Origin of the sequence: Falseniella ignava, from assembly GCF_002847645.1 — a bacterium.
GTDB classification, from domain to species: Bacteria; Bacillota; Bacilli; order Lactobacillales; family Aerococcaceae; genus Falseniella; species Falseniella ignava.
On sequence record NZ_PKHE01000016.1, the window covers coordinates 1 to 12,585 of the forward strand.

General features: G+C 42.8%; 12 protein-coding genes. 9 read left to right on the top strand and 3 right to left on the bottom strand.

Features of this window, described 5'->3' with window-relative positions:
- Positions 1 to 204 precede the first annotated feature (204 nt).
- The 5 genes from guaB to CYJ57_RS06020 all read left to right on the top strand — a co-directional run bounded on the left by guaB (position 205) and on the right by CYJ57_RS06020 (position 4,773).
- Positions 205 to 1,683, top strand: a complete 1,479-nt coding sequence (guaB, locus tag CYJ57_RS06000) for an IMP dehydrogenase (protein ID WP_006701921.1) — start codon at positions 205 to 207, stop codon at positions 1,681 to 1,683.
- 106 nt (positions 1,684 to 1,789) lie between these two features.
- Positions 1,790 to 2,101 carry an EamA family transporter gene (locus CYJ57_RS08010; RefSeq protein ID WP_006701922.1) on the top strand — a complete coding sequence of 104 codons (312 nt, stop codon included), beginning with the start codon at positions 1,790 to 1,792 and terminating at the stop codon, positions 2,099 to 2,101.
- A gap of 109 nt (positions 2,102 to 2,210) precedes the next feature.
- Entirely contained in the window at positions 2,211 to 2,759 is a 549-nt protein-coding gene (pyrR, locus tag CYJ57_RS06010) for a bifunctional pyr operon transcriptional regulator/uracil phosphoribosyltransferase PyrR (protein ID WP_006701923.1), read from the top strand.
- A gap of 67 nt (positions 2,760 to 2,826) precedes the next feature.
- Positions 2,827 to 4,014: a M20 metallopeptidase family protein gene (locus CYJ57_RS06015; RefSeq protein ID WP_101954493.1), complete on the top strand. Its 1,188-nt coding sequence runs from the start codon at positions 2,827 to 2,829 to the stop codon at positions 4,012 to 4,014.
- A gap of 15 nt (positions 4,015 to 4,029) precedes the next feature.
- Entirely contained in the window at positions 4,030 to 4,773 is a 744-nt protein-coding gene (locus tag CYJ57_RS06020; RefSeq protein WP_101954495.1) for a cyclase family protein, read from the top strand.
- Positions 4,774 to 4,838: 65 nt separating this feature from the next.
- On the opposite strand, the gene CYJ57_RS06025 is transcribed toward CYJ57_RS06020, so the two are convergent.
- Positions 4,839 to 5,789 carry a LysR family transcriptional regulator gene (locus CYJ57_RS06025; RefSeq protein ID WP_101954496.1) on the bottom strand — a complete coding sequence of 317 codons (951 nt, stop codon included), beginning with the start codon at positions 5,787 to 5,789 and terminating at the stop codon, positions 4,839 to 4,841.
- Between the two features lie 133 nt (positions 5,790 to 5,922).
- Between CYJ57_RS06025 and CYJ57_RS06030 the strand changes: the two genes are divergently transcribed.
- From CYJ57_RS06030 to CYJ57_RS06045, 4 genes are all read left to right on the top strand, one after another.
- Positions 5,923 to 7,110: a uroporphyrinogen decarboxylase/cobalamine-independent methonine synthase family protein gene (locus tag CYJ57_RS06030; protein WP_101954497.1), complete on the top strand. Its 1,188-nt coding sequence runs from the start codon at positions 5,923 to 5,925 to the stop codon at positions 7,108 to 7,110.
- A 321-nt stretch (positions 7,111 to 7,431) separates the two neighbouring features.
- The gene (locus tag CYJ57_RS06035; protein WP_101954498.1) at positions 7,432 to 8,958 is read left to right on the top strand and encodes an ATP-binding cassette domain-containing protein; all 1,527 of its coding nucleotides are present in this window, start codon (positions 7,432 to 7,434) and stop codon (positions 8,956 to 8,958) included.
- Positions 8,959 to 9,012: 54 nt separating this feature from the next.
- Entirely contained in the window at positions 9,013 to 9,732 is a 720-nt protein-coding gene (locus tag CYJ57_RS06040; RefSeq protein ID WP_101954499.1) for a tRNA threonylcarbamoyladenosine dehydratase, read from the top strand.
- 22 nt (positions 9,733 to 9,754) lie between these two features.
- Positions 9,755 to 10,582: a TatD family hydrolase gene (locus CYJ57_RS06045; RefSeq protein ID WP_101954501.1), complete on the top strand. Its 828-nt coding sequence runs from the start codon at positions 9,755 to 9,757 to the stop codon at positions 10,580 to 10,582.
- A 74-nt stretch (positions 10,583 to 10,656) separates the two neighbouring features.
- Here the strand turns inward: CYJ57_RS06045 and CYJ57_RS06050 are convergent, their stop codons facing one another.
- Together CYJ57_RS06050 and CYJ57_RS06055 are read right to left on the bottom strand one after the other, a co-directional pair.
- Positions 10,657 to 11,388, bottom strand: coding sequence for a glucose 1-dehydrogenase (locus tag CYJ57_RS06050; RefSeq protein WP_101954502.1), 732 nt, complete (start codon positions 11,386 to 11,388; stop codon positions 10,657 to 10,659).
- Between the two features lie 96 nt (positions 11,389 to 11,484).
- Positions 11,485 to 12,486 (bottom strand): YeiH family protein, encoded by a 1,002-nt coding sequence (locus CYJ57_RS06055; protein ID WP_101954503.1) that lies wholly within the window; start codon positions 12,484 to 12,486, stop codon positions 11,485 to 11,487.
- Positions 12,487 to 12,585: the final 99 nt, after the last annotated feature.

Consider the following 12,585-nt stretch of genomic DNA (forward strand, 5'->3'; position numbering starts at 1 on the left):
TAAATACTGTACTAAAATTATCCAATGAACTAAGACATATAAAATACAATTTTACAATCGAGTTTACACAATTTTTTTGACACTACCAGTTAAGAAAAAGATATTAATATTATAATTATTAGTTAAATAAATTGATTATTTTGAGGTTGAATTTTATCATTATATTTGGTATTTTATGAATAATTATAATTTTGGAGGGGTAACATGAGTCTTTGGGAAACAAAGTTTGATTATGAAGGATATACGTTCGATGATGTCTTATTAGTGCCAGCTCGCAGTGAAGTATTACCTAACGATGTCGATATTAAGATTGAATTAGCCCATAACTTGAAGCTAAATATTCCGATGATCTCAGCCGGAATGGATACCGTAACGGAATCGAATATGGCGATTGCGATGGCACGTCAAGGTGGCTTAGGCGTCATCCATAAGAATATGTCCATTCAAGCTCAAGCAGAAGAGGTCCGCCGAGTAAAACGTTCTGAGAATGGTGTCATTCGCGACCCGTTCTATCTGACACCAGAGAGAACGAATGTTGATGCCGAAGCATTGATGTCTAGATATCGTATTAGTGGTGTGCCCATTGTCAAATCTGAGGACGATTTAACATTACTTGGTATATTTACTAACCGTGATGCGCGCTTTTTAACGAACCAAGAAGTTGAACTGAGTGAAGTGATGACGAGTGAGAACTTAATTACAGCGCCTGTAGGCACTTCGCTGGGTGAAGCGAAAGAAATATTATACCATCACCGAATTGAGAAGTTACCCATTGTCAATGAGAAGGGCGAATTAGCGGGTCTAATTACAAGTAAAGATATTGAGAAAATTGAACAATATCCTCATTCAGCCAAAGATGAACATGGAAGATTACTTGTCGCTGCAGCAATCGGTATTACAAATGATACATTCGAACGTGCGAGTGCACTGATTGCCCAAGAAGTCGATGCGATTGTCATTGATACTGCGCATGGACATAGTGTCGGGGTCATTCGCAAGATCAAAGAAATCCGTGAAACTTTCCCAGATGTGACTATTATTGCGGGGAACGTCGCAACAGCTGAAGGAACACGTGAGTTATTCGATGTCGGTGTCGATATTGTCAAAGTGGGTATTGGACCGGGCTCAATCTGTACGACACGGGTCGTAGCAGGTGTTGGAGTGCCACAAATCTCTGCGATCTACGATGCAGCAGGTGTCGCACGTGAATATGGTAAGACGATTATTGCCGATGGTGGTATTAAATATTCTGGTGATATTGTTAAGGCTCTTGCAGCCGGTGGGCATGCGGTCATGTTAGGGTCAATGTTAGCTGGTACAGATGAATCACCGGGTGAATTTGAGATATATCAAGGTCGCCGCTATAAGTCTTACCGTGGAATGGGAAGTCTTGCCGCAATGGAAAAAGGTTCCAGCGATCGCTATTTCCAATCTAAGAGTGAAGCGAACAAGTTAGTACCCGAAGGTATTGAAGGTCGTGTTGCTTATCGTGGTAGCGTACAAGATATGGTCTTCCAGATGGTTGGGGGCCTTCGTGCAGGTATGGGTTACACAGGTTCAGCCAACTTATATGATCTAAGAGAGAAGACACAATTCGTCAAGATGAGTAATGCTGGATTAATTGAATCTCATCCGCACGATGTAAATATTACGAAAGAAGCACCAAACTACTCAAGAAATTAATTCTCAAATAATATTATATGTTAAGGTATAACAAGGGTGAGTCTCGTTATACTGTAGTGCCCCCAAAAAGTTGGACCAAAAATCTAACTTTTTGGGGGTGTTTATATTGGCAAAATATAGTTATGAATTTAAACGAAGGATTGTCGAAGAATATTTAGAAGGCGTTGGCAGTTACAAATATTTGGCAAAAAATATCAGGTTAAAAGTGATAGTACCATACGAAAATGGGTTAACTTACCCCATTGAAGCATCTAAAGCGCAAATTGTTGCTTCGGTTGAGGTGATTGTGGCGACATTAGTCGGTGTGCTCTACTTTAAAGAGTCACTTAATTATGTTAGCCTAATTGGGATTGCGATAATGCTCGCCTCAATCGTCTTAATGAATATGCAACCGTCAAGTTCGAACCCAGCATTGTAATTGAAACAATCATCCTGCCTGATAATAATTAGGCAGGATTTTTTCATTAGTCAGCTGTTTTATTGCGAGGCGTGGTATAATTGAGGTGAAATTGAAAGGGGGAATCTAGGTGACTAAAGGGCAAATTATGGATCAAGATCGAATGGACCGAACGCTCAAGCGGATGGCGCATGAAATATTAGAGAAAAATAGTGAGCCAGAACAACTCGTCTTAGTAGGAATTAAAACACGAGGTGAGACCATTGCACAACGTTTGCAGCAGAAAATTCAATCGATTGAACAAATTGAAGTACCACTCGAGACGCTAGATATTACATTTTATCGTGATGATTTAAAGCACAAAGAAGGACTAAAGGAACCTGAAGTCAAACCTGTCACGCTCCAACACGATTTAACCGGTCGCATTGTCGTTTTAGTCGATGATGTACTCTATACAGGTCGAACGGTTCGGGCTGCGATGGATGCGATTCTTTCGCAAGGACGACCGGCTGCGATTCAGTTGGCGATTTTGGTTGACCGTGGGCACCGCGAGTTACCAATTCGAGCCGATTATGTCGGGAAAAATGTCCCAACCGCTTCCTCTGAGCAAATTCAAGTGCAATTGTTGGAAGTCGATGGAGAGGATCAAATTTTGATTTCAGAGCGTTTAAAAGGATAAAAAATTAAAATTTAATGAAAAAAGATGTATAATAGCATTACAAAATCTTTTAAGGAGGCTGAATTTTATGACATATTTAGAACGTGCCAAAGAATTATTCGAAGAAGGGCGTGAGTTTCGTCGTCAACTTCATCAACATCCAGAAGTAGGATTCGAACTACCCGAGACGGCCAAAGCTGTTAAAGCAAAACTCGATGAAATTGGTATTGCCTACCAGATGGTTGGTGATTCTTACGGAATCACTGGTACCTTAGGGAATCCAGATAAAGGAAAAACACTCTTACTACGAGCTGATATGGATGGACTGCCAATTACTGAAAAGTCTGTTCATGACTTTGTCTCTAAGAATGAAAATGGACATCTTTGTGGGCATGATATGCATACGACTATCTTATTAATGGTTCTTAAAATGTTAAAAGAAAACGAAGATCAATTGCAAGGACAAATCAAATTCCTATTTCAACCAGCTGAGGAGACACTCAATGGTGGTGTCTTAATGTTGAAAGAAGGTATCTTGGAAAATCCAAAACCAGATGCAGGGATGGCACTGCATATGTGGCCGGTTGCGGAGAAGGTTGATATTGAAGTGGCTCACGGGTCTGCACTCGCTTCGGCATTGAACTTTAGAATTACCGTTAAAGGAGTAGGCGCTCATGGTGCGATGCCATATAACGGAATCGACCCGGTCTTTGTTGGAACACAAATTATCAATGCGGCGAATGGAATTATCGCACGTGAATTACCATCTAACCGCAGTGCATCACTTTCAATGGGATTTTTCGAAGCGCCAGGAGGATCGGTTAATATTATTCCACCAACCGTTGTCATCGAAGGGACATCGCGTTCGCTCTACGATGAAGCTGCTGAACATATGGCTAAACGTCTACCTGAAGTGGTTGAGTATATTGGGAAAGCCTTTCGAGCAGAGACGGAATTTGAAGTGTTAGCGGATGTTCCAAGCTTAGTGAATACGGATGCGATCACGGACCAAGTGATTGAATCTGCGAAAGAAGCTGTTGGGGAAGCTTATGAAGTGAAAGAAATCGGCTCATTCTTAGCCTCTGAAGACTATGCGCATATTGCCCACGTCTTACCAGAATCATGTTATTTCTTTGTTGGCTGCCCACTCCCTGATGAGGAAGGAAAAGTCTATGCGGTACATCATCCGCATGTACAGTTCAATGAAGAAGCGTTAATTGTTGGTTCAGCAACGATGGCAACCGCAGCCACTAATTGGTTGCGTGATAATCAATAGAAAGATGGAAAGAAAATGTATCCAATTCATGAATTATTAAAAGAGTTAAAATCGTATCGCTGGGTGAACTTAACCCATGAAGTGACGTCAACCATGGCGATTTATCAGGCATTTAATCCTTTAAAAGAAACCATTCTAACGACACTTGAAGAGACAGGGTCTGATAACCGCGAATATACACTAGGAACATCTCATGGAACGCATATTGATGCACCTGCCCACTTTATGGAAGGGGGGCGGATATTCTCCCAGATTCCACTTCAAGAGCGCTATTTACCACTTTACGTGTTGCGCCTAGAAGATAAAGTGGCTGAAAATCCTGGCTACGCCGTGACGGTTGAAGATATTAAAGAATTCGAAGCAGAATACGGTCCAATTCCAGCGGGTGCCTTTGTAGCTTTCTCATCCGGTTGGTACCACCGCATCGATTCGCAGGAAGACTTTACCAATACGAATGAAGCGGGTGTAGAAGTGACACCAGGTTGGTCGGTTGCAGCGCTGCAATATTTAAGTCGTGAGCGTGGCATTACAGCGATAGGGCATGAGACATTGAATACGGACTCTGGTCCTGAAGCTGCTGAAGCAGGCGATTTAGTGGCTCAACGTTACTGGTTAAATGAAAATAAATTCCAAGTTGAAGTTATGGCGAATTTAGATCAACTTCCTCCGGTTGGCGGTATTATTATGGTTAATACACCGCATATTAAAGATGCGGTCGCCTTCCCATCGGAAGTCATTGCGATTGTCCCAAATCAATAATTAGCGATTACAAAAGCGATTCGATTCGTAAATCGAGTCGCTTTTTCATGTTATATGTAAGGAAATTAATCGCGATGCCGACGGTATTGATAGCCAGGCTGGTTAGCCACGCCTTCATCAAGACATTGCTTCAAAATCTCGATAAATTCAATCGCAATCGGGTTCAGCTGATGGAAATCATTGGTAATATAGCCAATCTCAATCTCTTCGTCAGACACGAGAGGGCGCGCAATAATATCTTCGCCATTCAAGTTGGCATTAATAATTCCGGAAGAGATGGTATAACCATTCAGACCAATCATTAAGTTAAAGATGGTCGCGCGGTCGCTTACAATAATTGATTGATCAACACTATAATCTGCATGGACTTCTTCCCAGAAATAATAGGAATTATAATTACCTTGCTCGAAGTTTAACCGAGGATAAGGTTTTAAATCCTCAAAAGTAATCCATTCTTTTTGAGCTAAGGGATGGTGTTGATAGACAAAAATATGTGGCTGAGTAGCAATCAGTGGATGGAAGGTGAGGTGCTTATCGGCTAAGTCTTTATTAATGACTTGTCGATTATAGCGACTGCGATAGATCACTCCCAATTCACTGCGCAATCGGTAAACTTCATCAATCACCTCATAGGTACGTACTTCTTTTAAGGAAGCTTCGAAACGGCGTTCTTTTTTGCGTTTTAACAAGCGAGCAAAGGCGTCTACCACAAAAGCATAGTGATGGGTCACCACTGAGAATATCTGCATCGCACGTGGCTCTGCTTCAAAATAACGCCGTTCCATCAAGGCCATCTGTTCCATAATTTGATTCGCATACTGCAAGAATTCTTCGCCCTCGCTCGTTAACGTAATCCCTCGAGGACTTCGGATAAAGAGTTCAATACCCAGCTCTTCTTCTAACTTGGCCATCGCGTTGGATAGGGAAGGCTGGGAAATAAATAAGGATTGAGCGGCTTTGGTGAGCGAGCGTTCTGTCGCCACAGCTCTAAAATATTTAAAATCTTCGATTCGCATCGGTCTCTCCTTTAAAGGTTAATTCACTTCCGTTATAGTCTACAGCTATAACTAACTCTTGTAAATAGGTATTATACATATTGAGGTCAATCCTTTATAGTATGACTTAAGCAATTTAAGGGAGATGATTTTAATGACAAATTATTCAAAAAGATTTTTAACGGTGGGTTCCTTGTTACGCCCAGCGAACTTATTAACTTATAAAAATGAAATTGAGCATCGCGATGATATTACTTATCCATTTTACGATGACTTACCAGGATACTTAGACGTAGAACGCGAGGCGGTTAAATCCATCGTTGATAAACAAGTGGCTCATGGGTTAACCGAAATATCCGATGGGGAGTTTCAACGTTCTTTATGGCACTTAGACTTTGCTTGGGGCTTAGAAGGCATTGAGCGTCAATTAGCCGAGGAAGGCTATCATTTCTATGAAGAAGACGAAGACGGTCATCGCCATGATTTTGAGACACGCCGTGATATTGGTTTGCGAGTGACCGGGAAGTTATCCGGCAAGAATCATCCGTTTATCGAACACTTTAAATATGTTCGCTCACTAGCACCAGAATCAGTGGCAGTTAAGCATCCAATCTTTTCACCAGGACATCTTTACTTTGAATTATTAGGGCAAGGTGCAATTGGTGAAGGTCAATATTATTCAGATTTAGCAACTTTCCGTGAAGACTTGGTCCAGGCTTACCGTGAATATGTGAAAGAATATGCTGAAGCGGGTGGCACCATCCTTCAAATCGATGATTGCGTCTGGGCAAGCTTTGTCGGTGGGGACGATGAAATTCGTCTTGATTCACTGGATCAGGCAGATTTTTCGAAGTTTTCGAAGCGCGAGCTAGCACAACAGTTAGTAGACTTGAATAATGCCGTGGCAGATTATGCACACGAACTGGGATTAAAAGTCTATGCACACAATTGCCGTGGAAATTATGCTTCACGCGCCTTTACGGATGGGGCATATACCGAAGTAGCCGAATACTTCTTAGCCCGTCAGCATTATGATCGCTTTTACTTAGAATGGGATGACGAGCGCGCGGGTAGCTTGGAAGCTTTAGCAGTCTTCAAAGACCGTCCGGAGGTTGAAGTCGTTGTCGGCGCACTCTCTTCTAAGACGTCCACTTTAGATGATGAAGAACGCGCCATTCGCCTACTTGAAGAAGCAACGCGCTATATTCCAAAGGACCGTCTCTACTTATCACATCAATGTGGCTTTGCTTCATGTGATTGTGGTAATGAATTAACGGAAGCAGAGCAATGGGCTAAAATTGATCAAGGGCACGACATTGCCTATCGTTTCTTTGGGGAGTAAAATTGAGTTAATACATCATTTGTGAAAACGATTTATTTATGATATACTTGAGGAAAAGAAAGAAAGAGGTGTATCCATTGAGCCCAAACTAAAAAGAACCACAGCGAATCAAGCATCAGTTCCCACCATTATGGGGTAGGGTTGTTTGATTGCGGTCTTTTTAGTTAGGGTGAAGTGGATACACTTTTTGTGTACACTTTTTTAGTCAGGATGCTGTCGTTAGCGTATTTGTGTACGATGCATGCTGCCCCTCATTTGATAAAGATCAAACGCTGTGAACCCTGTCAGACGTTGTCACAGTTTTTAAATGAGGAGGTAATCATGCTACAAATTAATGATTTAACGATGGCACATCGCAAAGATATGAAAATATTAATTGAAAACTTTACAGCGGTCATTAACCGAGGTGATCGGGTTGCAATCATTGGTGAAGAAGGTAATGGGAAGTCGATTTTATTGCGATGGTTATGGGGAGACCCGACGTTAACAGATTTCTTAGAGATACAAGGTCAGCGAATCAATCAATTTGGTTCCGTAGGTTACTTGCCCCAAAGTTTATCGGAAGCAGAACTGGCGTTGTCTGTTGCTGATTTCTTCTTCCAATCGGGAGATTTTGATATTGATTACGCTAATTTATACCAAATTGCCGCACGATTACAGTTCGATGTGGAACTGCTCTACGCTACCCGTTCGATGAAAAGTTTATCAGGTGGCGAGCGGATTAAAGTGCAATTGTTACAAATACTGATGAAGCAGCCTGACGTACTCTTATTGGATGAGCCTTCGAATGATTTGGATATTGAGTCATTGGTCTGGTTGGAACAATTTATCAACGAGTTCTCCGGAACGATAGTCTATATCTCGCATGATGTCACTTTCTTGACAAATACAGCCACTGCCATTATTCATATCGAGCGACTCGTCCATAAGCGACAACCTCGCGTGACATACGCCAAGTTGGGGTATGCCGACTATATTGAACAGCGGACGCAATCGGATGCCAAGCAACAGCAACTGGCAAACCAACAGCGAGCAGCGGATGAACAGCGAATGCAAACGTTGCGTCAACAGACACAAAGAGTTCATCATCAAATGGCCAATACTAATAATGATGTGGCAGGGCGTTTATTAGCGAAGAAGATGGCTAATTTAAAAGCATTAAATCATCATTTTGAACGAGATCGAGCGCAATTTGTCGAGCGTCCAATATCGGAAGATGCGATTTTACTAGGGTTCGATCAAGTCTCGCCGTTACCGAAGTCGAAGCGAATTGTGTCACTCGATAATTATCGTCTTGAAGTGGATGGTAAGCAACTGGCCTGTAATATTTCACTGCTAATGAACGGTCAAGATAAGATAGGAATTATCGGGCGTAATGGAATGGGTAAATCAACATTATTGCAAGCAATTTGGCAGCAGCTGCCGGACATTTCAGAGATGAAAGCGGGGTATATGCCGCAAAACTATGAAGAGCTTTTGCCCGTGAATCTGTCTCCAATTGAATATTTACAAGAGAAGGGCGACCGCGAAGAATTAACTCGGATTATGACGTATTTAGGGGCTTTACGCTACTTGCCAGAAGAGATGGAACGACCGATTCAACAATTATCGGGTGGTCAGAAAGCGAAGCTGTTATTGATGCGTTTGGATTTTCATCGGTGTAACGTCTTATTTTTAGATGAACCGACTCGGAATTTCTCACCGCAGTCGGTCCCCGAATTGATTGAGACCTTCCAACGATTCGAAGGGGCGATCTTGACGGTGTCGCACGACCGGGCTTTCTTAGCTGCGGTTTGTGATAAAATTTATCAATTAAAATCCGATGGCTTGTATCTCGTCTCGAATTAAGTTACATTAAACGTTGAGAAAAAAGTCAATGCTATCAATAAAGGAGTCGTTGAGATGACGGATGCACGATTTGATCGGGTAAAATTATTATTAAAAGAGACAGGTTTAGAGAAGTTGCAAGCGGCCACAGTGATGGTCTTGGGACTGGGAGGTGTCGGATCGAACTGTGCTGAGGCGCTCGTTCGTGGCGGCATTGGTCGATTAATTTTAATTGATTGCGACGTGGTGGATATTACCAATATGAACCGACAAGCAGTTGCTTATACGGAGACCATCGGGCGGGCAAAAGCGGATGTGATGGCAGAAATCGTCCATGCAATTAATCCAGCTTGCCAAGTTGAAGCCGAAGTCTTAGAATTGCATCCGGATACGATTGCTCAAGATTTAGCGCACTTCACCCGACCAGACTATGTTATCGACTGCATCGATTCGGTACGCGCTAAAGCGGCTGTGGCTGCTTGGTGCCAGGAGGAATCCTTGCCACTGGTCGCTGCCATGGGTGCGGCGAATAAATTCGATCCCGAGCGATTGACCTTTAGCGATATTCGTAAAACGAGTTATTGTCCGTTAGCGAAAGTCATGCGTCGCGAATATCGTAAAGTCGGCGTTGAACATGTGGAAGTCATCTATTCGACCGAACCGGCCTTCAAGTTCGAGAGCGAAGCGGGAGCGGATCGTTCGACCCGACTTGGTACCGTCTCGTACATGCCGCCGATTATGGGACAAATGCTCGCAGGTAAAGTGATTCGGCGACTTTCAGGATTAGAACCGTAGTCATTCGAAAAGGGGTGCAAGCATGTTAATCGATTCCCATTATCACTTTGATTTTATTAAAGATTCAGCAGTTCAAAGTGAATTCGTTGAACACCTCAATGCTTTGGATATTCAATTAGTAGCGCAGACTGTATTGCCGAGCCAATTCGAACAGGTCTACCAGTTGGCACAAGTGTATGCGCAATCTGGCTGGACTTTGCGCCCGGCGTTGGGTTGGCACCCTTGGTGGATTGAATCACGTGATCAATTCGAAGTGGAGCTTTCCATCTTTCAAGCCATGTTGTCAAAGACGCGTTCGATTGGAGAAATTGGGCTCGACGATGCGAGAAAAGAAATTGACGAAGCAGGGCGACAATTGCAACGTGAAGTATTTGAGCGAATACTCGACATGATTGTCGAACAAGCGTCATTAGAGGATGGGGAATCCGGTCCTTATACGCTCTCGATTCATGCCGTCCGTTCGCAAGACGATGTGATTGATTTAATCGAACGTACTGGAGTTTATCAAGCGAATACGGCGGTGATTCTTCATCGCTTTAACGGAACGAGTGACCAGCTGATGCGTCATATTAAGCAAGGGGGGTATCTATCTGTCCACCCTGATATGCTTCAAACGAAAAAAGGTCGCGCGTACGTCCAACAAGTCCCAGCAGAGCGGTTGTTGTTAGAGACAGATTTGCCGGAAGCGGCATTTGATGAAGCTACGCAAGGGATGGCAGAGGAGTTGGCTGCTGAAGTTGAACAAGCTCTTACAGAGACATTGACTCAGTTAAGCGAATTGCGAGGTGAAGCGATGCAGCCGATTATTGAGGCAACCCAACGAAAATTATATGGCAATCAGATGAATTAAAAAGTTTAAAAACGGCGGACTTCAATCAGTCTGCCGTTTTTATTTGTTAGCGTGAATGTGTTGTTGTAAAAATTTTATGCCAAAATACCACCATCGGCAATAAACTCAGAGCCCGTAGAGTAGCTCGACTCATCAGACGCTAAGAATAGGACTAAGTTAGAGATTTCTTCAGGTTCAGCCATCCGTTTCAATGGCACAAAGTTGACCATCGCTTGAATTTGGTCAAAAGCCTCACTGTGTTGGACCATCGGCGTATTAATAATTCCCGGATGGACGGAGTTGACCCGGATATGGTATTGTGCCAGTTCTTTGGCAGCTGCTTTACTCATCCCGCGAACCGCAAATTTCGTATCGGTATAACCAATTGCGCCTCCGTTCATACCATTAATTGAGGAAATATTAACAATCGATCCCGCTCCAGCTTCCTTCATCGAAGGGATGACATAATGCATACCAAGGAAGACAGAGACTTGGTTAATATTTACAATACGTAGATAATCTTCGAGCGAGGAATGTTCTGCCGATAGCACAGTTGACACTCCCGCATTGTTGATGAGTACGTTAATTGGGCCAAAAGCCGCTTCAGTTTCTTTGACGACGTGTTGCCAATCTTCTTCGCTAGCGACATCGTGTTTGATAAAGATTGCATTTTCACCGAGTTCTTCAGCTAATTGTTGACCTTTTGCTTCATCAATATCGGTGATGGCAACTTTAGCACCTTCTTGAATAAATAATCGTGAATGAGATTCACCCATCCCATTCGCGCCACCCGTAATAATTGCCACTTTACCGTCTAATCTTGCCATACGAAAAACCCCCTTATAATTTTTGTATCTATATTGTACGAATCTCTAGTTATTTTGTAAAGGTTTTCTATTTTGAGATTTAATAAAGAGCTCGTCTTAAACGAGCCCCATCAGCCATTCGACACTGATCGCCACAATAATTACGAGGATTGAGACGATCAAGCCATGCAACATCGGTGCATGGCCGACTTCTTTCATTTCTTTGAGACTCGTATTAAGTCCAATCGCTCCAAGTGCTGTGACCATCAGGAACTTACTGAGCCATTTTAAGTTTTCTGCCAAATGAACTGGAATCCAGCCGACCGTTCGTGCAGCCGACATTAATAAGAAAAAGACAATGAACAGTGGGAAAATCTTTGATATATTGAGTTGAACGCGATGCTCGCTATGATGCTCACGTTGTTTCATACGGTGATGAATTAATGCAAAGATGATCACGGTTGGAATGATGACCAATGTTCGGGTTAACTTCACCATCGTTGCGAAATCGCCAGCCGCCTCACTGTAGGCGTAACCCGCCGCTACAACCGATGCGGTATCATTGACCGCCGTTCCCGTCCATAACCCATACGCCACATCGGATAAGTGCAGAGCCCGTCCCATGATTGGGAATAAAATAATCATAAACATATCGAAGATAAAGGTCGCACTCATCGCAAAAGCCACATCGATTGGTTTCGCCTCAATAACGGGGGCAATCGCTGCAATGGCAGATCCGCCACAAATGCCGGTTCCGGCCGAGATTAAGTTGGATAGTTTCCAATCAAGTCCCAGTGCTTTTCCAATCAAGTAACCTCCACCAAAACAAGTGAGTAATGTAAAGAACATGACGAAGATTGAGAGTTGGCCAACATGGAAGATGGTATTAATATCTAAAGAAGCCCCAAGTAAAATAATTGCTAACTTCAAAACGCGTTTCGAAGCGAAGGTCACACCTGGCTCGATCAAATCATTTTTCGGACGGAAATAATGAATCAACATCCCAAGAAAGAGCGCAATTACTGAAGCAGAAATAAATGGAATTGGCAGTAGTCCTTCAATAAATCGTGCCACCACTGCAATGAGTGCTGCTAATAATAAACCTGGTAAATATAACACAAGCAAACCTCCTTTAAGTCAGTCTTACTGTACCATAGCGGGGTGTCTTTTAGAAGAGCATTCGTATTGGGAATGGTTTGAATTTAAAGAATTAGGCTG